Here is a 23077-nt window from a genome sequence, read left to right on the forward strand (position 1 = left end):
CGTTCTGGGGGCGTGGTGACGCGGTCATGACGGCGCGCGTGGCAAAGGCGCTCGACGATCCGTCGAGGTCAATTACCGGACGCTCGTCCGGCGAGGTTTCATCCTACCGAGGACCAACCCATGGTCGAGAGACCTTACAACGTGCTGTTTTTGTGCACCGGCAATTCGGCACGCAGCATCTTCGGCGAGTGTATCGTCAACCGCTTCGGCCGTGGCCAATTCAATGGCTACAGCGCCGGCAGTCATCCGAAGGGCGAGGTGCATCCGCTGGCCCTCGAGGTCCTTCGGCGCAACAACTATCTGACCGATGATCTGCGCAGCAAAGACTGGGCCGAGTTTGCCGAGCCGGGTGCGCCGGTGATGGATTTCGTTTTCACGGTCTGCGACCGTGCCGCGGCGGAGATGTGCCCGGTCTGGCCGGGACAGCCGATGACCGCCCATTGGGGTGTGCCGGATCCGGCCGAGGTCGAGGGCAACGAGGTCGCGCGCATGATGGCGTTTCGTCAAGCCTTCGCCGCGCTTCAGAATCGGATCCAGATCTTTCTCAGTCTGCCGCTCGCGTCCTTGGATCGGCTCAAGCTGCAACGCGAACTCGACGCGATCGGGCGTACGCCGCTCCCCGCGTCGGAGCCGATCGAAGCCGCTGAATCGGGATCGGAGGGGCGATGAGTGTTCGTGTCGGGATCAACGGCTTCGGCCGCATGGGGCGACTGGGTCTGCGCGCGGCCCGGGGTCGGGACGGGCTTGAGTTTGTCCGGATCAACGAGATCGCGGCCGATGCCGCCGGATCGGCGCATCTGCTGAAGTTCGACTCGGTCCACGGGACTTGGGGCCCTGATTGCACGGGCGAGGGCGATGCGATCCGGATCGACGGCCGGTCGATTGCCTACAGCCGCAACCCGGCGTTGGCCGACACCGATTGGTCGGACTGCGACATCGTCATCGAGGCGACCGGCAAGCACCACAAGAAGCCCGAGACCCTTCGGGGCTACTTTGACCAAGGGGTCAAGAAGGTTTTGGTCGCGGCGCCCACAGACGGCGCCCTGAACATCGTCTACGGCGTCAACCATCACCTCTACGACCCGGCCGAGCACCATCTGGTCACGGCGGCATCCTGTACGACCAATTGTTTGGCCCCTGTGGTGAAGGTCATGCACGAGCGGATCGGGATCCGCCACGGCACCATGACGACCATCCACGACATCACCAACACCCAGCGGATCGTCGATCTCGGGCACAAGGACCTGCGCCGCGCCCGTGCCTGCGGCCAGTCCCTGATCCCGACTAGCACCGGATCGGCGAAGGCGATCACCAAGATCTTTCCGGAGCTCACGGGCAAGTTGAACGGGCTGGCCGTGCGCGTACCCTTGCTCAACGCCTCGCTGACCGATTTCGTCTTCGAGGCCGCGCGGGCGGTGACGGCCGATGAGGTCAACGGGTATTTCAAGTCCGCGGCCGACGGCGATCTGGCGGGTATCCTCGGTTACGAGGAGCGCCCGTTGGTCTCGGTCGACTACAAGGATGATCCGCGTTCGTCGATCATCGATGCGCTCTCCACCATGGTCATCGACGAGACTCAGGTGAAGGTGTTGGCCTGGTACGACAATGAATGGGGTTATGTGAATCGGATGATGGACATTGCGCAGATGTTGGGCGAGGGGCTTTAGCGTGTGCTGTCGGAGTGTGGAGGATGGGTTTCGCTGCGCTCTTTCGGTGCTGGGACTGGAGCGTCGGAGCGTGGAGGATGGGTTTCGCTGCGCTCTACCCATCCTACGGCTCTGATCGGAGCGGTGGGGTGGGACACGCGCTGGTAGGGTGGACAAGCGCAGCGCAGTCCACCGGCGCCGTCGCCGGGCTCGGTGGACTTCGCTGTCGCTCGTCCACCCTACCGGCCTGTCTGATGAACGAGGCCGGCTTGTCTTGCCGTGAGCGAGCCCCGGGAGGGCCATGGATACCAATACGCGCAACTACCTGACCGTCACCGCCGGCTACTGGGCCTTTACCGTCACCGACGGGGCGATCCGGATGCTGGTGGTACTGTATTTCCACCTGCTGGGCTATTCGCCGTTCGAGGTGGCCATGCTGTTCCTCTTCTACGAGGTCTTCGGCATCGTCACGAATTTGGTCGGCGGATGGCTGGGTGCGCGGATCGGGCTGAATCTCACCATGCACATCGGCATGGGGTTGCAGGTGGTGGCGCTCTCGATGCTCACGGTGCCGGATGCCTGGCTGACGGTCGCCTACGTGATGCTGGCGCAGGCACTGTCCGGGATCGCCAAGGACCTGAACAAGATGTCGGCCAAGGCGACGGTGAAGACGCTGGTCGGTGCGGGCGGGGAATCGCGGCTGTTTAAGTATGTCGCCATTCTCACCGGCTCGAAGAATGCGCTCAAGGGTGCCGGCTTCTTCATCGGTGCGGCGCTCCTGGAGTTGATCGGGTTTCGCGGGGCCTTGGCCGTGCTCGCGGGGATGCTGTTGATCGTGCTGATCGTGACTGCGATCCTGTTGCCCTCGGGCGTCGGGCGCATGGCGTCCAAGCCGAAATTCACGCAGGTCTTCTCCAATACGCCTGCGATCAACTGGCTCTCGGCGGCGCGCTTCTTTTTGTTCGGCGCGCGCGATGTCTGGTTTGTCGTGGGTCTGCCGGTGTTTCTGTATTCGGCGCTGGGCTGGAGCTTCACCCAGGTCGGCACCTTCATGGCAGCGTGGGTGATCGGTTACGGGATGGTGCAGGCCGCAGCCCCGCGACTGATGCACCTCGGGCGGTCGAATCAGGTGGCTCGACGTCATCCGGGCGGTCGCACGGCGAGACGGTGGGCCTTGTTGCTGGCGATCGTGCCGGCGGGAATGGCCTTCGCGCTCCACCAGGGCTGGCCGTCGGGCGAGGTGCTGATCGCCGGTCTCATGCTGTTCGGTGTGCTCTTCGCCATCAACTCGGCGGTGCATTCCTATCTGATTCTGGCCTACTCGGACTTCGAGAAGGTCTCGATGAGCGTTGGCTTTTATTACATGGCCAATGCCGGCGGGCGGCTCGCGGGGACGGTGCTCTCGGGTCTGGTTTATCAGACGCAGGGGATCGAGGGGTGTCTCTGGTGGTCGGCCGGGTTCGTGCTAGCCGCGTTCCTGCTCTCGCTGCGTCTGCCCGAGGTCTCCGAGTCCAAACCGGTCCGGGTTGCCGCCTGATGTCGCACGTGATGGGCGTTCCATGACATCCCAATCGGGTGTCGGCCGGGTGTTGATCCTGGCTTGCGGGAACCCCTCGCGCGGTGACGACGCACTCGGGCCGCTCCTGATCGATCGCCTGGACCTGGAACCCGATTTCGCGCGGCGCGGCATCGAGACGCTGACCGATTTTCAGCTGCAGATCGAGCATGTCCTCGACCTTCGGGACCGTGAGCGGGTGATCTTCGTGGATGCCGCCGTCAGCGGCCCGGAGCCCTTCACCTTTCGTCCCCTGTGTCCGAGTCCGGATGCGTCGTTCAGCACGCATGCACTCGAGCCGGGTGTCTTGCTGACCCTGTTTCGGCAGGTCACCGGGCAAACGCCCCCGCCGGCCCGACTGCTGGCGATCCGCGGTTACGGATTCGCGCTCGGCGAACCCCTGAGCGAGCGTGCATCGGCCAATCTGGACCGGGCGGCACGCTTTCTGATCCGGCTCTTGCGTTCCGACGGAGGCGTCGGAGGCTCATTAGTGGGCCCGGGTGTTCCAGGGTCGACCGAGCATGAGGTAAAGCGCTCCGAAGCCGCCGTCGGCGTAGCCGTATCCGAGGTAGATGGGGCCGATGAAGGTGTCCGCGCCCAGGAAGAGGCTGCTGCCGAAGCGCAGGTTGTCGAATCCGATTTCCGAGCGTCGGTCCCAGACGTTGCCCGCCTCCAGCGAGGCCCCGGCATAGGTGCTGACCAGTCCGGAGGTGAGGTTGCGCATGTAGACGGCGCGCGCGAGTCCGAGGTTTCCACCCGAGAGCTCGTCCTGATTGAAGCCCGAGAGGTTCAGGAAGCCGCCCAGTCGGTAGAAGGACTGAGCCGGCTCCTGCCCGCCGAAGCTGCCGGCCATTCTGAAGCCGGTCAGGAGGGTGTTTTTCCCCCAGCTGTGGGCGTTCACGAGGTTGAACCCGGCCTGATCGTAGTTCTCGGACGCGCCGATCTCGGTCCGTGAGGTCAACGCGAATGCGCTGCCCACCCAGCCGCGACGCGGGAAATTGGCGCTGTCGAGGGTGTCGAGATAGAAGCTCAGGCCGAGCGAGCCTTCGTCGAACCCGTACCCCTGCATGCCGGGCTCACCGTAACGCAGGTCGGCGTCGCCCGCGTAGCGACTGTACTTCAGCCCGAGCCGTCCCCAGTCGCCGAAATTCCGGCCGCCTTCGAGTGAGCCGCCGAGACGCGCGATCAGATATTTTGCCGTCGGGTTATCCGATTTCTCCGGCTCGAACAGGGTCAGACTCTGGGTGAAGTAGCCTGCGGTCGCCTCGAGATACCAGCGCTCCAAGGGGTCGAGCGGCTGATAGAGCTCGGTGGTCAGGCCGGGCTCCTCGCCGGCCTGCAGAAAGGTCCGCCACTCGGCGTTCAGTGCGTTCACGGGCGCCATCGTGTAGGCCGCGCCGACGTTGAATTGCGAGTCGCCCCCGGAGGCGGATGACAGCTCGATGCCGAACTGCAGGGAGCTGGTACCCCATGATTTCTCGGTCGCGGTAATCACCAGCTCGGTCTCGTCCTCGGAGGTCTCCTCGACGCGATAGTGGACCGATTGGAAGTTGTCTTGATCGAAGATGCGGTCGATCTGCGCCTCCAATGCATCCGTGTTCAGCGGCTCGCCGAGCGGCACGTCCAAGCGCTCGGTGATGAGTGCGTCGGCCAGGCGCGAGTGATTCTCGACGCGCACGCGATCGATGATCGGCATCGGTCCGCCTCCGAGCCGTTGCCGGTCGAGATAGGCGGCATAGCGGGCCGTCGGGATCTCGATCGCCGCCAGCGCGGCCTCCTGCTCCCGAGCACCGAGCTCCCCGATGGCGATCGCCTCCAGCATCCTGTTGAAATCCGCAGCCGTGACTTTGCGCCCGAGGGGCGGGGTGATGAGGACATCGCGCCCGCGCAGCTTGGCGATCTCCTCCTGGGTGTTGCGCCAGGTCACGAGGCCCATCACCTGATCGAGCATCTCGAGCACATTGTTGATCTCTTCGCGATCGCGACGGGGTCCGCCGACATCCACGGCGATGATGATGTCCGCGCCCATGTCGCGGACCACGCTGACCGGCAGATTCATGGCTAGACCGCCGTCGATGAGGAGTTGATCGTCGATCTCCACCGGAGCGAAGGCCGCGGGCACCGCCATACTGGCGCGGATCGAGGTCGCGAGATCGCCGCCGGCGAGGATCACCGCCTCCCCGGTCACCGCGTCCGTGGCGACGGCGCGAAAGGGAATTTTGAGGTCGTCGAAATCGTGGATCGCTCTTGCGGGAAGCGTGTAGCGGCGCAGCGCGAGGTCGAGCCGGTGGCCTTGGATCAGGGCCGGGACGAGATTTACTTCGCGCTTTTCCTCGTTCACCCCCGGCCTGGCGCTCAACAGGAAGTCGTTGTCGTCGAGCTTGCGATGGATGCGCCGATCCTGGCGCGGGGGCTCGTCCTGAAAGAGCGCTGTCCAGTCGATCTCCTCGATGGTGGCCTCGATCTCGTCCGGCGACATGCCCATGGCATAGAGCCCGCCTACGACGGCACCCATCGAGGTGCCGGCGACATAGTCGACCGGGATACCCATGCGCTCGATCACCTTCAGAACCCCGACGTGTGCCGCGCCGCGTGCCCCGCCGCCGGAGAGCGCCAGGCCGATCGTCGGCCGCTCGGCGGCCTGCGGCGGAGCGCTCGGGAGTACAAGTCCGAGCAGGGGGATCAGCAGCAGCGCCAGCCGCAGCGGATGCTTCAGAGCACGCACAGGCACGATGTCGTTCCTCGTGGAAAAAAAGCGCTACGTTAGCATGCCCGCGACACACCGCGTCGGCTCGCAGCGCTGCAATGCAAGGATCGGCCGTGGGCGAGCCTTTTCGGCTAGACTTCGGCCGTCGAACCCTCATCAAGGATGCTTGACGATGTCCTGCAGCATGCGTGTCTCGGAGCCTGATTCGGATGGACTATTCGAAACCCGGCGCGTCTCGCGTCGACTCGGGCCACTGGTCTGCTCCTTGTTTATCGGTGGTTTGGCGCTGTCGGGCTGCGGTGAGACCGACGCCCCTGCGCTGCAGATGCCGCCGCCCTCGGTGATCGTGGTTCCGGCCGAGTCGCGCGTCGTCGACGAGGAGGCGTCCTTCGTCGGGCGGGTGATCGCGGTCAACCGGGTCGATCTGCGTGCCCGGGTCGAGGGCTTCCTCGAGGAACGTCGTTTCACCGAAGGCCAAGAGGTGAAGGTCGGCGATGTCCTCTTCGTGATCGAGCCCGGTCAGTACGCGGCTGCGGTCGAGCAACGCCAAGCCGATCTGGAAAAGGCGCGGGCCGATCAACTCAACACCGCCGCCCAGTTGGCGCGCGGACTGGAGTTGGTGAAGGCCAAGAACATCTCGCAATCATCGGTCGACGAGCTGCAGGCGGCGGATTCGATCGCGAAGGCGGGCATTACGCTTGCGCAGGCGGCCCTGACCCGGGCCATGCTCGACCTGAGCTATACCAAGATCACGGCGCCGGTGGCCGGCCGCATCGGGCTTGCGAGCTACACGGTGGGTAACCTGGTCGGTCCCGCCTCGGGCACCTTGGCGACGATCGTGAGTCGCGATCCCATCTACGTCCAGTTTCCGGTGACACAGCGTGATCTGCTCGGCGCGCGCCAAACCATCGAGGACAAGGGCGGCAATGCTCGCGATGTGAGGGTCCGTGTGCGCCTCCCGGACGGCACACTCTACGAGTACGCCGGGCGTCTGGATTTCGTCGACGTGACCACGGATCCGGGGACGGACTCGGTCACCCTGCGCGCCGAGCTGCCGAACCCGGACGGCATCCTCGTCGACCGCCAGTATGTCGGGGTCCTGCTTGAAGCCGGCGCACCTGAATCGGCGATCCTGATCCCGCAATCGGCATTGCAAGTCGACCAGCAAGGCGTCTACGTCTTGATCCTCGATGCCGACGGCAAGGCCCAAACACGTCGCATCGAGACGGGGCAGACCAAGGGGCCGGATATCGTCGTCACCAAGGGTCTGACCGACGGCGAGCTGATCATCACGCAAGGGATTCAGCAGGTACGACCCGGTCAGGCCGTGAGCGCCGCGCCTGCGAAGAGCGCTGCCGGGGAGCTCGAGCAATGATCTCCGATGTCTTCATCGACCGGCCGCGGCTCTCGATCGTCATCTCGGTCGTCATCACGCTGGCCGGCCTGATCGCCATCACCCGCATCCCGGTCGCTCAGTTTCCCGACATCGTCCCGCCGCAGGTCTCGGTCAGCGCGGCCTATCCCGGCGCGAGCGCGTCGGTCGTGGAGTCGACGGTCGCTCAGCCGATCGAGTCGCAGGTCAACGGTGTGGACAACATGCTCTACATGCAGTCCACCAGCGGCAACGACGGCAGCTACTCGCTCACCGTCACCTTTGCGCTCGGCTCCGACCCGGACATCAATACGGTCAACGTGCAGAATCGGGCCAATCTGGCGATGGCCCAGCTCCCGGAGGAGGTCAAGCGGCAGGGGCTGACGGTTCAGAAGAAATCCAACGCCATGTTGCAGGTGGTGGCGCTGTATTCGCCGAAGGGTGCCTACGACGGGCTGTTCCTGAGCAATTACGCGACCATCAACGTCGTCGACACCCTGGCGCGTGTGCCCGGCGTGGGACAGGCGTCGCTGTTCGGGCCGCTCGACTACAGCATGCGGATCTGGCTCGACGCGGATCGTCTCACCGCGCTCTCGCTTACGCCCGCCGATGTGATCGCGGCGATCCAGAGCCAGAACATCCAGGCCGCGGTGGGACGGATCGGCGCGCAGCCGATGATGGCCGACCAACAGTTCCAGATCACGCTCCAGACTCAGGGGCGCTTGAGCGATGCTGCCGAGTTCGAGCGCATCGTCGTGCGGGCCAACCCGGACGGCTCCACCGTTCTGGTCTCGGATATCGGGCGCGTCGAGCTCGGCGCGCGCCAGTCGGACTCTTTCAGCCGATTGGACGGACGGGACGCGGCCGCCATCGGGATCTATCTCGCGCCCGGTGCCAATGCGGTGTCCGTGGCCGACGGTATCGAGGCGGCGATGGATCGGCTCGCCGAGCGGTTCCCGGACGATCTCGGCTATACCTTGGTGTACGACACCACGGACTTCGTCAACGCAAGTCTCGAGAAGGTCGTGCATACCCTGCTCGAGGCCTTCGTCCTGGTGATCCTGGTCGTGTTCCTCTTTCTCGGGAGCTGGCGTGCCACACTGATCCCCTTGATCGCGGTGCCCGTGGCCCTGATCGGGACCTTCGCCTTCCTGCTCGCGATCGGCTTCTCGGCCAACACCATCTCGCTCTTGGCCGTGGTGCTGGCGATCGGGATCGTGGTCGACGATGCCATCGTGGTGGTGGAGAACGTCGAGCGCATCATGGAGGAGGAGGGTCTGCCGCCGCGCGAGGCCGCCAAGAAGGCGATGGGTCAGATCACCGGGCCCATCATCGCCATCACCCTGGTGTTGCTGTCGGTCTTTCTGCCGGTGGCCTTCATCCCCGGGATCACCGGACAGCTCTTCCAGCAGTTCGCGGCCGTCGTCGCCTTCGCGATGCTGATCTCGGCCGTCAATGCCCTGACCCTCTCGCCCGCGCTGTGCGCCGTGCTGCTCAAGCCGGGCGGTCATCGGCGCGGTCCGATGCGCTATGTCATGAGCGGGATCGACCGCGTTCGCGACGGCTATGCCGCGATCGTCACGCGGCTGGTGCGTTTTTCGATGCTGGTCTTGGTGCTGATCCTGGGCATCGGGCTTGCGACCGGCTGGCTGTTCAAGATCACGCCGACCGGATTCCTCCCGGAGGAGGATCAAGGCGCCTTCATGGCCCATGTGCAGTTGCCGCAGGGCGCCTCGGTGAACCGCACCTTCGAGGTGGTCAAGGAGCTCGAAACGCTGGTGAAGGCCGATCCCGCGGTCGCGCACGTGGTGACGATCACGGGCTTCAGCATCCTCGACGGTGCGGTGCTCTCCAACTCAGCGGCCGTCATCGGGCGCTTAAAGCCGTTCGAGGAGCGCAAGACGGCGGATCTGAAGGTCGATGCCGTCATCGATCGGATCGCGGCCCAAACGATCGGTATCCCGAGCGCGCGGGTCATGCCCTTCAATCTCCCGCCGATCGTCGGTCTGGGGACCGGCGGAGGCTTTCAGTACCAGCTCGAAGACCTGCAGGGTCGTACCCCGGAGGCGCTCGCCGGGGTGATGCGCGGGCTCATCCTCGCCGCCAATCAGGATCCGGCCTTTTCGCGCGTGTTCTCGACCTGGGCGACCGACAACCCGCAGGTGTTCCTCGACATCGACCGCGAGAAGGTCCAGACCTTGGGTGTGCGCATCAGCGACGTCTTCAACGCGCTGCAGGCGACCTTGGGCGGCTACTACGTCAACGACTTCAACCGGTTCGGACGGGTCTGGCAGGTCCAGGTGGAAGGCCGCGAGGCCGATCGTCGGAGCGTCGAGGACATCTACCGGATCCATGTCCGCAACGACCAAGGCGAGATGGTCCCGCTGCGCGCACTGCTGACCCCCGAGCTGATTCTGGGGCCGCAGCTCCTGCAGCGTTACAACAACTATCGCAGCGTCACGATTCAGGGCGAGCCTGCGGCCGGATTCAGCTCGGGCGACGCCTTGGCGGCGATGGAGCGGATCTCCGCGGCGACCTTGCCGGCGGGCTACGGCTTCGAGTGGACGGGCACCGCCTTTCAGGAACGCGAGGCCGGCGGTCAGACGCCGATCGTGTTGGCGCTGGCGGTCTTGTTCGCCTACCTCTTCCTGGTCGGGCTCTACGAGAGCTGGTCGATGCCGGCGGTCGTGCTCCTGAGCGTCACGGTCGGGGTGCTCGGCGCGCTCTGCGCACTCTGGGTCGCGGGTCTCTCCAACGATCTCTACGCCCAGGTCGGCATCGTGGTGCTGATCGGACTGGCGAGCAAGAACGCGATCCTCATCGTCGAGTTCGCCATCGAGCAGCGTGCCTCCGGGGCCTCGATCCTGGATGCGGCCACCCGGGCGGCACGTCTGCGGATTCGCGCCGTGCTCATGACCAGCTTTGCCTTCATCCTCGGCCTGGTCCCCTTGATCATCGCCAGCGGTGCCGGCGAGGCGAGTCAGCGCGGCGTCGGCACGGCCGTCTTCGGTGGCATGCTTGCCGCCTCGCTGATCGGGATCTTCCTGATCCCGATGCTCTACGTGGTCTTCCAGCGGTTTCGCGAGAAGTTCCACGGGGGCGTCAAGGTTCGGGATCCGGGTCCGGACCACGAGGCATCGGTCTCATGACGTCCGAAGGGGGGCGGTCAAGCCACTCCAACACATGACGCATCCCGCATCGGGCGCGGTTTAAACACAATGGAGCCAACATGATCGACGCCGATACCCTTTCCAAACATCGCCGGTTTTCGTCTCCGGTTCTGACTCTGACTCTGACTCTGACTCTGGGCCTCACGCTCCTGCTCCTTGCCGGCTGCGGCGACCAGGTCATCGTCGAGGGCGTGAACGCCTCCGACGGGGATCTCGTCGGAGACAGCGTCATCGACAATCCGGCGGCGGATGCCGCGGGGATTGCATCCGGCGAACCCTACGCGATCGGCAATCCCTACGAGGAGGCCGAGGAGGGCGAGAAGAACATGGGACCCAATGCGCCGGGGTATATCCCCGAGACCATCGATTAGAAACGCCTCAGAAATACATTGAGCTCCGAATCCAATCGTTGTCGTTGTCGTTGTCGTTGTCGTAATCGAGTACGACAACGACAACAGGGGCAAAGGTATCCCCTCGTCGAGTTCTCTGACCCATTGTTGAAACGCTCCTTCGGCGTCGTGACCCGATCAGCCCGCCCTTTTAGGGCGGTCCGCAGGTTCGGCCCGGGTCGGAAGCTTCGATGATGAGACATCCGATTGTCGGCTGCACGCTTGCTTTGGGGCTCTGCCTGACGCTGTTGTCGTCGACACTTGGTGCCGAAAACGGCGGCATAGGCTCGTTGAATCCGTCGCTGATGTCGGCGGAGGGCCTGGAGGCGAAGATCGCCCGGGCCGAGACAAGCACCGATCTGGATGCCGACCTCAAGACCAAGGTCATCGCCCGCTACCGTGAGGCCCTGTCCAACCTCAAAGAGGCCGAGGTCAATAGGGACCGTGCCACGGCCTTCGAGGAGGTCGCGCAGGCGGCGCCGGAGGAGACGCGCCGCATTCGCGAACGTACGCTGGAGGCCGGCTCAGTCGATGCGCTCGAGGGGCTCGGCGTCGGTTCGCAGACGCCGCGCGGGGAGATCGCGCTGCGTCTGCGCAAGGCCCAAGCCGACCTCGCCGCGGCAGAGGCGCGGCGCGCCGATTTCGAGCGCCAGCGCGTCTTCCACGAAAACCGCCCGACCATGATCCGCCAGCGCTTGACGGCGGCGCAGGAGCAGCAGGACGGGATCGCCGCGGCCTTGCGGGTGGAGCCCGGCGGCGGCGAGCATGTCTCTCCGGTCTCGGGCGCAGGCTCTTCACTCGTACAGGCTCGATGGTGGGCGCTGGAGACCCGCTACGTCGCTTTGAGTACCGAGATCCGGTCATTCGAGCAAGAGCTGATCAGTCAGCCGATGCGGTTGGAGCTGCTCGCGGCCAGGCGCGACGAGGAGGCCGCCAGTGTCGCGCGTCTGCGCACGCAGGTCGAGGCACTGAAGGTGCTGCTCAACGACACGCATGAGACCGAGGCTGCGTTCGCGAAGGCCGAGGCTGCGCGGATGCTGGAGTTAACCAAGGGGTCAGACCCGTTGCTGAGCCAGCTCGCGCGCGAGAACGCTGAGCTGACGGAACAGCTCTCGGCCATCGCCGGACGGCTCGACGAACACGACGAGGACGAAGCGCAGGCACTGCGGTTGGCCGAGCGGATCCAGGCCAATTTCGAGCGCGTGCGGGCGGCTCGGGAGGTCAGCGGACTGACCGAAGGCATCGGCCCGCTCTTGCTCGAGCACCGTGCGGACCTGCCCGATTTCGAGGTTTATACCCGCAATCTGCGTGCGCTTGAGCAGCAGATCGCCGCGGTCAACGTCAGCCGGCTGCAGCACCTCGACGAGGCGACCCGCATCGCCGATCCGAATCGCACCCTCGCCGAGCTTTCCGCCAAGCTCTCGGCCGACTCGAAACCGCAGGATCTCGACACCCTGCGCACCTTGATCGTGGGGCGCCAGGTGTTGCTCGCCAAGCAGCTCGAGGCCGAGGGCGTACAGCTCGATGCGCTGCAGAGGCTCAAGGCCGCCGAGGGTCGGATGCTGGATGTCGCGCGCGCTTACGATTACTTTCTCGAAGAGCACCTGTTTTGGCTCGGTACGGGGGCCAAAACCCGTCCGGCGGAGTTGGCGAATCTTCAACCCGAGATCGGGCGCCTGCTGTCGCCCTCGGTCTGGTCGGAGCTTGGCCGCAGCCTCGCAGGGCCGCTCGCGACCTCGCCCCTGTATTGGCTCGTGGCGTTGGTGTCGGGCGTGCTGCTGTGGAAGCGCAGCGCTTTGATTGCGCAGATCGAGCGCGCCTCGGTTCGACCCCAACCGCCGGGTGTCGGGGGCACGCGGCAAACGTTTCGGGCGCTGATGCTCACCCTGATCCTTGCAGTGCCCCTGCCCCTGTTGTTCGGCGCGCTCGGCGTGGCGCTTCAGAACGCCGCACAGGGTACGGAGGTGTCCGAGACGGCCGGGGTTCAACTGGTCCGCATCGCGGTCGTACTCTATGTCCTGCTGTTGTTGCGCGGGATCTGTCTGCCGTGCGGTCTGGCGATCGGGCATTTCCGGTGGCCGCAGGCCGGTGCGCAACGGCTTAGGTCGGAGATCGGCTGGCTGATTTGGGTCCTGGTTCCGGCGATGCTGATCCTCGGCAAGGCGATCAGCCTCAACCCGGATGCCGCTGTCGGACTGGTCGCGCGGCTCACCGCATTGGTCTCCGTCGCGGCGATCGCCTTGTTCTTTTTCCGATTGTTTCACCCCGGGAGCGGTCTTCTGAAGGCGTCGCGGCAAGGTCCTGGCGCCGGTCTGTTGGCCCGTGCCTATCCGATCTGGTATCCAGTGTTGGTGGCCGTGCCTTTGGTGATCTTGGTTCTCGTCTTGGAAGGTTACGCCTATTCGGCGCTCGTCCTCTGGGATGCCTATCTGCTCACCTTGGGATTGAGCGTTGCCTTGCTCTTGCTCCATGCCCTGGCGTCGAGCTGGCTGATGCACGCACGCAGCCGTTTGGCTCGCCGGGTTGCGCTCGAGCGCCGAGCGGCCGCCGTCGCGGAGCACGAGGCGACGGACGGCGGGGAGCTTGGCGCCGCGCCGTCCGACGACGCGAACATCGATCTCGCGGCGGCAAGCGCGGCCGGTCGAGAGCTTCTGGGGATGGCGGCCGTCGTCCTCGCCCTGGTCGGACTTTACGCCATCTGGTCGCCGGTCTTTCCGGCACTGGGCATCCTCGACGAGGTGACCCTCTGGCACACCACCCGGATCCTGGACGGGGAGGAGACGGCGCTGCCCGTCACCCTGGCCGATCTCGGGCTCGCCCTGCTTTACCTCGTTGCGATCGGCGTGCTCGCCAAACGGTTGCCCGCGATGCTCGAGATCATCCTGAGCGAGCGTCTGCATGTGGCCTCGAGCAACCGCTACACGGTGACGACGCTGACGACCTACGTCATCGTCGCCTTGGGTATCGTGCTGGCGCTCAATACCGTGGGTGCTCAGTGGTCTCAGCTTCAGTGGTTGGTGGCGGCCATCGGGCTGGGGATCGGGTTCGGCCTGCAGGAGATCGTCGCGAACTTCGTCAGCGGCCTGATCATCCTGTTCGAGCGCCCGGTGCGGGTCGGCGATGTCATCACCGTAGACGGAACCGACGGCGTGGTGACCAAGATCCGCATCCGCGCCACGACGATCCGCGGTTACGATCGCAAGGAGCTGCTGGTCCCGAACAAGGAGCTGATCACCGGTCGGCTGCTCAACTGGTCCCTGTCCGACCCGGTGACGCGGATCATGATTGTCGTGGGTGTGGCCTACGACACCGATGTGGACCTGGCCCATGCCCTGATGCGTGAGGCGGCGCGGGAGAATCCGCGCGTGCTTGCCAACCCCAAGCCTGCGGTAAACCTCGAAGGGTTCGGCGACAACGCCCTGACCCTGTCGCTGCGGGCCTATATCGAAGATATCGAGCATCGGGTTGCCATCACCTCCGAGCTCAACATGGCGATCAACCGCACATTCAGAGAGGCGGGCATCGTTATCGCCTACCCGCAGCGTGATCTGCACCTGGATACGCGCGGACCCTTACGGGTCAGGCTCGAAGAAGCGGATCGACCGGAATACCGCGACCTTGACGGCGAGGGTCTCGCCGGACGTTGATCGGGTGACGTCGAGGTGCGAAGGCAGCGCGGGTGGACGTGTCCAGGCGGGCGAGCCCGTCTCAATGCGTCTCCAATTTGCCCAGCTCGCCGAGGATCTCCAGCACCAGTTGCCGGGTCTGCGTATCCATCCCGCGACAGAGCTGGTCCGGGTTGCGCTCCCCGTTGATCAGCGGGCGGACAACACCGGCCAGGCGGGCCATACTGCCTCCGACTTTGCTCATCTGATCGGCCATATTGCCGATCAGCACCAGCGCCTGCGGATCGCTGCGCGCGGCGTGGATCATGTGTGCGAGGCCCGGTGCGGCAAGGGTTGGATCCTGTGCTCGGCTCGGATCCGGCAGACTGGCGGGGTCTTGAAGCCCGCGCAGGACGGATTCCGCGATGACCCCGTCCTCTTCGTCGAGACCGCTCAGGAGCGCGGGCGAGCGCTCGCCATTGGCGATGCGTCGCAGGACGGCGACAAGCGTGCTCCAACCCTGTTGCTCGGCTTCGGCAAGCAGGGCCTTGAGTTCGGCTCGACCCTCCGGGCGCTGGGTCAACGCGACCACTTGGCGGATGAAGGCCGCATGGACCAGTCGAATCTGCTCGCGCCGTTCCGGGAGGCTGGACACTGGAGAATCTCCTCTTTCAAAATGTCGGGAAGCGCAACCGGGCGTCTCGGCCATGCCTCCTGCGTGCGTGCCCGGTGCGGTATGCGCCATCTGTTGGAGTGGTTTGGCCGCGCCAGTCCCGACAACTGTCGGAGCTGGCGCGGTTTAAAGGATTAAAGAAATTAAATTCTAACCCGCGTCTCGCCGAGATCGAGGAAACCTCCGAAGCCAAACGCAAAATGAAAATGGCGCATCTCGCTCCGGACGCGGTTTATCATCGATGATGGCTCTTGGCGAAGAGTCCACTCCTGCCGTTCGCACCCCGATATCGCACCTTCATGGAGAGTTCATCGATGCAGATCGAAGTCACAGGCATTCTCGGCCTGATTCACCTGATCCTGACGATCTACGCCATCGTCAAGATCGTCGGCAGCTCCGCCGGTACCGGCTCGAAGGTGCTGTGGATCGTTCTTGTCCTCTTGTTGCCGGTCTTGGGCCTGATTCTATGGTTTCTTTTCGGCCCGAGCTGAGCTTAAACCGCGTCCGGAGCGAGATGCGCCATTTTCATTTTGTGTTCAGCGTCGGAGACTTCCCTGATCTTGGCGAGACGCGGTTTAAATTTTAACCTTTTTATATTTTAAACCGCGCCGACTCCAACGGTCGTCAAGTCTGCCGAGGCCGATCCGATCCAAAAACAACGCATACCGCACCGGGCGCGGTTTAGAGGATCGGCCCCAACATGGCGATACTGTTGTTCAGGAGGCGCCGGCCCGGTCCCCAGGCCGCGACGGTCTTGGCGTCGACGGGGCGGGAGCGGGCGATGTAGCTGTCCTGGCGCTCGCGCATGGTCGCCGTGAGCGCCGGATCGTAGACCAGGATGTTGTTCTCGAAGTTGAGCTCGAAGCTGCGCCGGTCCATGTTGGCCGATCCGATCAGGGTGACGGCACCGTCCAGGGTCAATGATTTGGTGTGCAGGAGCCCGCCTTCGAACTCGAAGATCCGCACCCCGGCAGCGAGGAGGTCGGCGTAATAGCTTCGGCTGGTCGCGCCCACGACGAACGAATCGTTGCGGGCCGGAAAAACGATGCTGGTCCTCACGCCCCGGTAGGCCGCCCCGCAGAGTGCGCTCTGCATGGCTTCATCGGGGACATAGTAAGGTGTCGAAATCACCAGCTCCTCGCGTGCACTGTAGATCAAGGACGCGAACAGCTCGGGCATCGCCGAGGCGCGCACGGTCGGTCCGGTGCCGATCACCTGTGCCACGAACCCCGCGTTCGCCGCCGGCACGGGACGGCGCAGCAGTGCATCGATGCCGTCGTCCACATGTGCCAGCCAGTCGCTCGCGAACAGGATCTGATTCTGGCGTGCGATCGGCCCCTCGAAGCGCATCATGGCGTCGACCCAGGGGGCATATTTGGCCTTGATCCGGAACTCCGGATCGGCGCAATTTTGGCTGCCGCAATAGGTGATGCTGTCGTCGATCACCAAGATCTTGCGATGGTTGCGCAGGTCGATGCGTCCCCCGAGCGGGCGCAGCAAGGGGTTGACGATCGGCAGCGCGCGCGCCAAGCGCACGCCCGCGTCGGCCATCCGCTGCCAATGGATCGAATGGATCAGCCGGCGCGAGCCCAGATCGTCCGCCATGGCCCGACAGGTGACGCCGCGCCGGGCGGCACGCTCCAAGGCCGCGACCATCGACAGCCCATTGTTGTCGGGCAGCCAGATGTAGAAGTTCAGGTGCACATGATCGGTTGCGGCGTCGATGTCCGCGACCATGGCGTCGATCGCGGCGTTGGAGTCCGCCATCAGGGTCGCCCGGTTTCCGCCCACCGGGGCAAAGCCGCTGATGGATTCACCGAGCCGGAACAGGTGCCGATAGGTGTCCGGGATCTCGGGCGGCGCAAGCCGGCGATCGAAATCATTCGCCAATTCGGGAACCCGCGCAAAGATTCGCCGCATCCGTTCGCCGCGATGTCGCCCCAGATTGACCTCTCCGAGCAGGACGTAAGCAACCGCCCCGACCACCGGGACCGCCAGGATCACCACCACCCAGGCGATCCGGGATGCCGGCTGCCGATTCGGCCGCAGCAGCACACGCACGACCAGTCCGACTTGGATGAGCAGATGCAGGAACAGGATGATCATGGATTCGGCCTGCTCGGGAACGTCTCGGTCCAGAGCCCGATGCCCATGACCAGAAAGGCAACGGCCAGGACGACACAGGCAATCGCCGCGATCAGGGTCGCGATTTCGGCGCCTTGACTGCGGCGGTGCTTGAAGCCCCAAAACGCACCGGCGGCCGTGATCAGAAAACCGAACTCGCCGATGAAGAGTCGGGTGAGCAAGGGCATCCCGCGCGGTGCCTGCGTCTCGATTGCGCCGCCGGGTCCGCTGCCCAACGCAAGCACGAGCGCGAGAATCAGGCCGAGGCCTGCCGCAGCCCAGGTGAAAGGGAATCGTTTGCTCATGCGCGTCCTCGTCTCCGTGTCTTCCAAGAGCCCGGTCGAGGATTATCCTCCGACGGCGATGCCCTGTCGTCGTGTCGGTTCGGATTGAACCATTGCCGAGCGCTGCCATCTTATGCTGCAGTGCACAATAAACGTCTCGGCGACCCGGTTGTCGGCCTCGAAAGCCGGCCGTGGCGGCGCGACGAGTCGGTGCGTCCAGAATCCGGAGAGCCTTGCCATGAAGATCAGTATCGAGCGTGCCCGCAGCCGAGCCTCGCCCCGCGGCGAGGCCGTGCGCCTGAAAGACGGTACCTTTTGTCGGATTCACCCGATCGAGCGAGGCGATCCGGAGATCGTCACGGCCTGTTTCGACGGGCTTTCAAATGCGTCGCGTCGATTGCGGTTTTTCGGGGCGAAGCGCGCGCTGACCGAAGCGGATCTGGCCTACCTGACGGGTGCGGACGGACACGATCATCTCGCCTTCGCGGCGCTTCGCCGGACGGTGTCGGGAGGGCGCGACGAGGTGCTCGGCGTGGCCCGATGCATCCGCTCCAAGTCCGGATCCGAGCCCGTATCCGAAACGGCGGAGCTGGCGATGGCCGTTGTCGACCAGGCTCAAGGAAACGGCGTGGGGAGCGCGTTGCTGGAGCATTTGATCGAGGCGGCGCGGGAGCAGGGGATCCGCCGATTTCGCTGCGAGGTCCTCGCCGACAACGAAGGGATGCGCGCTCTGGCCAGACGGCTCGGTGGCCATCCGGTTTGGTTGGACGACGGCACGCTCGAATATGACTGCGCGCTTCCCGAGACCGTCTCGATCCACAGCGGTTCGGGGCTGGATCAAGGCCGGGCAACGGGCCTGCTGTGGGAGCCGGGGATCCCGGGCTCCCCGGAAACCGCTCCTCGGCGGGGCGCGGGTGCGGTGACGGACGTCTGGACCAGCTCATGGGAGCGCGCGGCCAATGTCTCGATCGCCTTCTTCGAGACCGCTGCCCTAGTTTGGTACGATCGTGTTCTACCGAGTCGCATCGAGGATTTAAACCGCGTCCAGAGCGACATGCGTCGTTTTCACGCTGTGTTCAGCGTCGGGGGCTTCCTTGATCTTGGCGAGACGCGGTTTAAAGTTTAATTTTTTCAATATTTTAAACCGCACCAGCTCCGACAGTCGTCGGAGCTGGCGCGGTCACGCCATTCCAACGAATGACGCATACCGCACCGGGCGCGGTTTAAACCGTGCCGTCTCCAGCGGTTGTCGAATCCGCCGGGGCCGATCCCATCCAAAAACATCGCATACCGCGCTGGGCGCGGTTGAGGAATATGAACATTCGCGCGTTCGAAGAGAAACATCCAAGGATCGATGCGTCCGCGTGGGTCGACGAGACCGCGGTGGTGATCGGCGAGGTCACGCTCGGTGCGTCTGTCTCCGTGTGGCCGGGATGCGTGATCCGAGGGGATATCCATCGCATCGAGATCGGCGCGCGCTCCAACATTCAGGACGGGAGTGTTCTGCATGTCTCGCACGACAGCCGCTTCATGCCCGGAGGGGCACCGCTGATCGTCCACGAGGATGTCACCGTCGGTCATCAGGTGGTCCTGCATGGATGCGAGATCGGCCATCACTGTCTGATCGGAATCGGTGCTCGGGTGCTCGACCGTGCGGTGCTCGAGCCCTTCACGATGCTCGGTGCCGGGTCCCTGGTGACGCCGGGGCAGGCCCTGGAGGGCGGCTGGCTTTGGCTCGGCGCGCCGGCGCGGCGGGTGCGGATGCTGACGGATCGGGAGCGCGAATATCTGGACTATGTGGCTGAGAATTATGTGCGGCTGGCTGCCCGGCATCGGGCGGGATCGACCGCTGCATCGCCGCAATAGGGCGGCAGCGACAGGCCGCATGACTGCATCGGGAGGATGGGTTTCGCGCCGGTGAGGCGGAAGCTTGGCGCTGGGAGGATGGGTTTCGCTGCGCTCTACCCATCCTACGTTCGGGGGAGGTGGGGGGTTATCCGCTCTGTGATTGGGACGATGGGGCCGGGGGCCGGGGGGTGGCGGCCGGTGGCTCTCCGACATCGGAGGCTTCGCTGCCTGCAGGCGATACGCGATTCACATCCACGGCCACCCGCAGCTCGTGGGATCCCCCGCCGTAGAAGATGCCGCGCAGCGGCGTGACGTCTTGGAAGTCGCGGCCGACGGCGGTGGTGATGTGCTGCTCGCCCGGGATCTGATCGTTGGTGGGGTCGAAATCGATCCAGCCCAGGTTGGGAATGAGCACCGAGAACCAGGCATGCGAGGCGTCCGCGCCTTGGAGCTTGACCTGGCCCGGCGGCGGGAGTGTTTCCAGATAGCCGCTGACATAGCGGGTCGCGAGTCCGAGTCCGCGCAGACCGGCGATGGCGACGTGTGCGAAATCCTGACAGACACCTTTGCGCTGCTCCATCACCTCGGTCAGTGGGGTGGCGATGGTCGTGGAGGTCGGGTCGTAGACGAAGTCGCGGTAGATGCGCCCCATCAGCTCGATGGTCGCTTCCAGGATCGGGCGCCCCGGCGCAAAGGATTCGGCGGCGTAGGCGCGCGCGTCGGGATCCGACGGGACGAGCGGCGAGGGGAGGGTAAAGATGCGCAGGTCGGTCATGGGCTCATCGTAGCGATCGTGCAGACGATCCACGATCCGCTCCCAGGGCTGTGTCGCCTCGGGTTTCGGCAAGGTCGGGGCGACCACCTCCACCTCGCTCTGGGCGCGCACCTCGAGTGCATCGTGGGCCTGCTGGATCGAGAAATAGCTCACCCGGTTGCCGAAGAAATCCTCGTGCTCGCGATGAACCGCAGGCCAGGGATCGACCCGGATCTGGCTGGACAGACAGCGCTGGCGCGCGGTCTGGGGCGGTTTCAGATGCGCGATGCTGTGGCACAGCGACACCGGCTCGGCGTACTCGTAGCGGGTGACGTGATTGATCCGGAGTCTCATGAGGCGCCTCGCGCTGCGGCTCGGCGCAGCAGGCTGTGCGGCTGCTCTTCGTGTCTGAAATACTGGGCCGTGATGGCGTCCGAGATGGCAGCGCTTTGCCGATCCAGCTCGGCCAGCATGGCGGCCAGCGCGGCGCGGCGCGCGCCTGCCTTGTCCGGCTGGACCATGTTGTCGATCTCGGCCAGGCGGATGCCGGTGAGACCTTTGAGGACGTGCTTTTCCACCGCCGTGCGCCCGACGGTCATGTCGGCGCGCGGCAGCTCGGAGATCAGGCGTTCGAGCTGCACGAGCTGATAAGCCAGGGCGCGCGGGTTGCCCTCGTCCTGAAAGACCAGGTCCAGGAGTGCGCCGATCCGGGTGCCGGCGCGATAGCGTCGGCGGTAGGTGATGAGACTGTCGGTCACGCCGAGAACCGCCTCGATGACCATGTTCTCGTCCTGCTCGCCCGCAATCGGCACCAGCATGGAGCGCAGGAGGCTCGCGGTGGAGGCGGCGCGCTCGAGCCGACGTCCGATCTCGAGGAAGTGCCAGCCTTCGTTGTGGGTCATGTTCTCCTGGGTGAGAGCGGAAAATGCCACCAACGAGGTGATCAAAGGGTCCAGCTCGTCGAGGGCGAGCGAGAGCTGACCGGGTGGTTCATGGGTGAGGTTGCCGAGATGGGCCTCGATGTCGCTCACGATGCGCCAGGTGTCGGCGGAGAGACGGTCGCGGACCGAATAGGCGGCCTGACCCAGGGCTTGGAGCGTTTGCGGGAGACCGCCCAGACGTGCGGGATCGGAGATGAGCGAGAGCATCTCGGGCACGGGGTTGCGCAGACGTTCGGCCGCGCCGGTTCCGATGAAGCCGGGGAAGGACTGGGTCTGATTGGTCAGCGCCTCCAGGAGCGAGCGCAGACAGCAGGAGTCGCCCGTCGAGGCGGCATAATCGCTGCGCTCGGAGAGTTTGAAGATGGTGATCCGCAGCAGCCGCACCAGTCCCTCGGCGCGCTCGGCATAGCGACCGATCCAGAATAGATTGTCGGCGACCCGGCTGGAGACCTCGCTCTCCTGCGTGACCGCGGGCGTGTGCATCTCGGTCGTGACCAGCAGGCTTTCCTGGCGTTCCGGTTCGGAGGCGACGACCCAGACGTCCTTGGCCAGCCCGCCGAGCTGATTGGAGTTGAGCGCGGCGTCGCTGTTCGGGGTGACCCGCCCGAGTCCGCCGGGCATGACCGCGTAGCCCTCTTCCTCGGCGGTCAAAAAGGTTCGCAGCACGCTGGGTCTGGGTTCGAGGTGTCGACCGATGAGCGCCGGAGCGGTCGAGGGTTTCACCCGCTCCTGTGCGATGTAGCTGTCCGGGCGTTTCTGAATGGCTTGCAGGAGCGCCGCGCGTGCGGGCGCATCCATGGTGTCGGGGAAGAGGCAACGCAGACCGTCACGCTTGTTCAGCGGCTTGATGACGAGCTGATCGAGACGGTCCAAGACCTGGACCAGCGACTCCGGATCGCCGCACCACCAGGTGGGGATATCCGGGATGTGCAGCTCCTCGCCCAGCAGCTCTCGGCACAGGCTCGGCAGAAAGGCCGGGAGCGCCGGGTGCTCGAGGATACCGCTGCCCAGCGCGTTGGCGATCACCACATTGCCGGCCCGCACCGCTTGGACTAAGCCCGGCACGCCGAGGAACGAGTCTTCGCGCAGCTCCAGCGGGTCGCACCAACCGTCGTCGACGCGACGCAGGACGGCATCGATGCGCTCTAGCCGACCGAGTGTCCGCAGCCAGAGTGCCCCGTCGCGCACGGAGAGATCCCCGCCTTGGACGAGCGTAAAGCCGAGATAGTTGGCCAGATAGGCGTGCTCGAAATAGGCCTCGTTCTCCGGCCCCGGCGTGAGGACGACCACACGCGAATGCTCCGCCCGTCGCGGCGCAAGACGCGTCAAGGTGCGCCGGATCGAGCGGAAGAACCCGGCGAGACGATGCACATGCGAGTCGCGGAACATGCTGGGCAGCACGCGCGAGAGGACGACGCGGTTCTCGAGCGCATAGCCGAACCCGAGCGGACTCTGGGTACGGTCGCCGATGATCCGCCAGTGCCCGTCCGGCGTGCGGGTCAGATCGGCGGCGTACTGGATCAAGGGGCGATGACCCGCGACCTCCACGCCGTGACAGGGGAGCAGAAATGCGGGGCTGGCGTCGAACAGCTCCGCCGGCAAGAGGCCGCTGCGGATCAGTTTGCGCGGCCCGTAGAGGTCGAGCAGGATCTGGTTGAGCAGGTCGGCGCGCTGGATCAGTCCGCGCTCGAGCTCGGCCCACTCCTCGCTGCGAATGAGCAGCGGCAGCAGATCCAACTCCCAGGGGCGGGACATGCCCCGCGGCTCGGCGTTGAGGTTGTAGGTGACGCCGTTGTCGCGGACCATGCGGGTGGCCTCGCGCCACCGCGCCTCGATGCCGCTCGGTCCGAGCGTGCGCAAGGCGTCGAGAACATATTGCCAGTGGGGGCGTACCTCGCCCTCGGCCGTGCGCATCTCGTCGTAGCGCTCGGGTAGGGGCGTATAGGCATCGACCAAACCCGACTGCTCGAGTAAGGGTGCCAGGTCGGGGACAGACATGGGCCTGGGCT

The 23077-nt window shown here is 65.1% G+C and carries 16 protein-coding genes and 1 pseudogene; 11 read left to right on the top strand and 6 right to left on the bottom strand.

Translation table 11 applies throughout. The features are described 5' to 3' along the window. Positions 1–120 precede the first annotated feature (120 nt). The 4 genes and pseudogenes from BDD21_RS13720 to BDD21_RS13735 all read left to right on the top strand — a co-directional run. Positions 121–669: an arsenate reductase ArsC gene (locus tag BDD21_RS13720; protein ID WP_120797628.1), complete on the top strand. Its 549-nt coding sequence runs from the start codon at positions 121–123 to the stop codon at positions 667–669. Continuing rightward, on the top strand, positions 666–1667 hold the full coding sequence (locus BDD21_RS13725; protein WP_120797629.1) for an ArsJ-associated glyceraldehyde-3-phosphate dehydrogenase: 1002 nt from the start codon (positions 666–668) through the stop codon (positions 1665–1667). Before BDD21_RS13720 ends, BDD21_RS13725 begins: the two co-directional genes overlap by 4 nt. Positions 1668–1947: 280 nt before the next feature. Then, the gene (gene arsJ, locus BDD21_RS13730; protein WP_120797630.1) at positions 1948–3183 is read left to right on the top strand and encodes an organoarsenical effux MFS transporter ArsJ; all 1236 of its coding nucleotides are present in this window, start codon (positions 1948–1950) and stop codon (positions 3181–3183) included. 22 nt (positions 3184–3205) lie between these two features. Then, positions 3206–3643, top strand: a pseudogene (locus tag BDD21_RS13735) (hydrogenase maturation protease); the annotation flags it as partial. A 45-nt stretch (positions 3644–3688) separates the two neighbouring features. Here BDD21_RS13735 and BDD21_RS13740 read toward each other — a convergent pair. Then, the gene (locus BDD21_RS13740) at positions 3689–5932 is read right to left on the bottom strand and encodes a patatin-like phospholipase family protein (protein ID WP_120797631.1); all 2244 of its coding nucleotides are present in this window, start codon (positions 5930–5932) and stop codon (positions 3689–3691) included. Between the two features lie 148 nt (positions 5933–6080). Between BDD21_RS13740 and BDD21_RS13745 the strand changes: the two genes are divergently transcribed. The 4 genes from BDD21_RS13745 to BDD21_RS13760 all read left to right on the top strand — a co-directional run bounded on the left by BDD21_RS13745 (position 6081) and on the right by BDD21_RS13760 (position 14486). Continuing rightward, positions 6081–7283 (top strand): efflux RND transporter periplasmic adaptor subunit, encoded by a 1203-nt coding sequence (locus BDD21_RS13745; RefSeq protein WP_120797632.1) that lies wholly within the window; start codon positions 6081–6083, stop codon positions 7281–7283. Further along, positions 7280–10429 carry an efflux RND transporter permease subunit gene (locus BDD21_RS13750; RefSeq protein WP_120797633.1) on the top strand — a complete coding sequence of 1050 codons (3150 nt, stop codon included), beginning with the start codon at positions 7280–7282 and terminating at the stop codon, positions 10427–10429. The genes BDD21_RS13745 and BDD21_RS13750 overlap by 4 nt, the downstream gene beginning before the upstream one ends. Positions 10430–10509: 80 nt before the next feature. After that, entirely contained in the window at positions 10510–10821 is a 312-nt protein-coding gene (locus BDD21_RS13755; RefSeq protein ID WP_120797634.1) for a hypothetical protein, read from the top strand. Between the two features lie 209 nt (positions 10822–11030). Further along, positions 11031–14486: a mechanosensitive ion channel domain-containing protein gene (locus tag BDD21_RS13760; RefSeq protein ID WP_120797635.1), complete on the top strand. Its 3456-nt coding sequence runs from the start codon at positions 11031–11033 to the stop codon at positions 14484–14486. Positions 14487–14547: 61 nt separating this feature from the next. Here the strand turns inward: BDD21_RS13760 and BDD21_RS13765 are convergent, their stop codons facing one another. After that, positions 14548–15099, bottom strand: a complete 552-nt coding sequence (locus BDD21_RS13765; RefSeq protein WP_425470247.1) for a hypothetical protein — start codon at positions 15097–15099, stop codon at positions 14548–14550. Between the two features lie 332 nt (positions 15100–15431). Between BDD21_RS13765 and BDD21_RS13770 the strand changes: the two genes are divergently transcribed. Continuing rightward, complete coding sequence (locus BDD21_RS13770) at positions 15432–15608, top strand: PLDc N-terminal domain-containing protein (RefSeq protein WP_120799921.1); 177 nt, start codon at positions 15432–15434, stop codon at positions 15606–15608. A 190-nt stretch (positions 15609–15798) separates the two neighbouring features. Here the strand turns inward: BDD21_RS13770 and cls are convergent, their stop codons facing one another. Together cls and BDD21_RS13780 are read right to left on the bottom strand one after the other, a co-directional pair. Then, positions 15799–17223, bottom strand: a complete 1425-nt coding sequence (gene cls / locus BDD21_RS13775; protein WP_120797636.1) for a cardiolipin synthase — start codon at positions 17221–17223, stop codon at positions 15799–15801. Further along, positions 17220–17546, bottom strand: a complete 327-nt coding sequence (locus BDD21_RS13780; RefSeq protein WP_120797637.1) for a hypothetical protein — start codon at positions 17544–17546, stop codon at positions 17220–17222. Before BDD21_RS13780 ends, cls begins: the two co-directional genes overlap by 4 nt. A gap of 217 nt (positions 17547–17763) precedes the next feature. Here BDD21_RS13780 and BDD21_RS13785 point away from each other — a divergent pair, with 217 nt between their 5' ends. Beyond that, positions 17764–18651 (top strand): GNAT family N-acetyltransferase, encoded by an 888-nt coding sequence (locus BDD21_RS13785; protein ID WP_120797638.1) that lies wholly within the window; start codon positions 17764–17766, stop codon positions 18649–18651. 188 nt (positions 18652–18839) lie between these two features. Further along, positions 18840–19391 (top strand): gamma carbonic anhydrase family protein, encoded by a 552-nt coding sequence (locus tag BDD21_RS13790; protein WP_120797639.1) that lies wholly within the window; start codon positions 18840–18842, stop codon positions 19389–19391. Between the two features lie 127 nt (positions 19392–19518). On the opposite strand, the gene BDD21_RS13795 is transcribed toward BDD21_RS13790, so the two are convergent. Together BDD21_RS13795 and BDD21_RS13800 are read right to left on the bottom strand one after the other, a co-directional pair. Next, positions 19519–20481, bottom strand: a complete 963-nt coding sequence (locus BDD21_RS13795) for a transglutaminase family protein (RefSeq protein ID WP_120797640.1) — start codon at positions 20479–20481, stop codon at positions 19519–19521. Continuing rightward, positions 20478–23066, bottom strand: coding sequence for a circularly permuted type 2 ATP-grasp protein (locus BDD21_RS13800; RefSeq protein ID WP_120797641.1), 2589 nt, complete (start codon positions 23064–23066; stop codon positions 20478–20480). The genes BDD21_RS13795 and BDD21_RS13800 overlap by 4 nt, the downstream gene beginning before the upstream one ends. Positions 23067–23077 lie beyond the last annotated feature (11 nt).

This window comes from Thiocapsa rosea (assembly GCF_003634315.1).
Classification (GTDB): domain Bacteria; phylum Pseudomonadota; class Gammaproteobacteria; order Chromatiales; family Chromatiaceae; genus Thiocapsa; species Thiocapsa rosea.

What these genes read in the sequence shown, in the direction of transcription:
- BDD21_RS13790 (WP_120797639.1), top strand. Translation starts at nt 18,840, where the DNA reads ATGAACATTCGCGCGTTCGAAGAGAAACATCCAAGGATCGATGCGTCC.
- BDD21_RS13770 (WP_120799921.1), top strand. Translation starts at nt 15,432, where the DNA reads ATGCAGATCGAAGTCACAGGCATTCTCGGCCTGATTCACCTGATCCTG.
- BDD21_RS13800 (WP_120797641.1), bottom strand. Translation starts at nt 23,066, where the DNA reads ATGTCTGTCCCCGACCTGGCACCCTTACTCGAGCAGTCGGGTTTGGTC.
- arsJ (WP_120797630.1), top strand. Translation starts at nt 1,948, where the DNA reads ATGGATACCAATACGCGCAACTACCTGACCGTCACCGCCGGCTACTGG.
- BDD21_RS13755 (WP_120797634.1), top strand. Translation starts at nt 10,510, where the DNA reads ATGATCGACGCCGATACCCTTTCCAAACATCGCCGGTTTTCGTCTCCG.
- BDD21_RS13760 (WP_120797635.1), top strand. Translation starts at nt 11,031, where the DNA reads ATGATGAGACATCCGATTGTCGGCTGCACGCTTGCTTTGGGGCTCTGC.
- BDD21_RS13780 (WP_120797637.1), bottom strand. Translation starts at nt 17,546, where the DNA reads ATGAGCAAACGATTCCCTTTCACCTGGGCTGCGGCAGGCCTCGGCCTG.
- BDD21_RS13795 (WP_120797640.1), bottom strand. Translation starts at nt 20,481, where the DNA reads ATGAGACTCCGGATCAATCACGTCACCCGCTACGAGTACGCCGAGCCG.
- cls (WP_120797636.1), bottom strand. Translation starts at nt 17,223, where the DNA reads ATGATCATCCTGTTCCTGCATCTGCTCATCCAAGTCGGACTGGTCGTG.
- BDD21_RS13785 (WP_120797638.1), top strand. Translation starts at nt 17,764, where the DNA reads ATGAAGATCAGTATCGAGCGTGCCCGCAGCCGAGCCTCGCCCCGCGGC.
- BDD21_RS13720 (WP_120797628.1), top strand. Translation starts at nt 121, where the DNA reads ATGGTCGAGAGACCTTACAACGTGCTGTTTTTGTGCACCGGCAATTCG.
- BDD21_RS13750 (WP_120797633.1), top strand. Translation starts at nt 7,280, where the DNA reads ATGATCTCCGATGTCTTCATCGACCGGCCGCGGCTCTCGATCGTCATC.
- BDD21_RS13745 (WP_120797632.1), top strand. Translation starts at nt 6,081, where the DNA reads ATGTCCTGCAGCATGCGTGTCTCGGAGCCTGATTCGGATGGACTATTC.
- BDD21_RS13725 (WP_120797629.1), top strand. Translation starts at nt 666, where the DNA reads ATGAGTGTTCGTGTCGGGATCAACGGCTTCGGCCGCATGGGGCGACTG.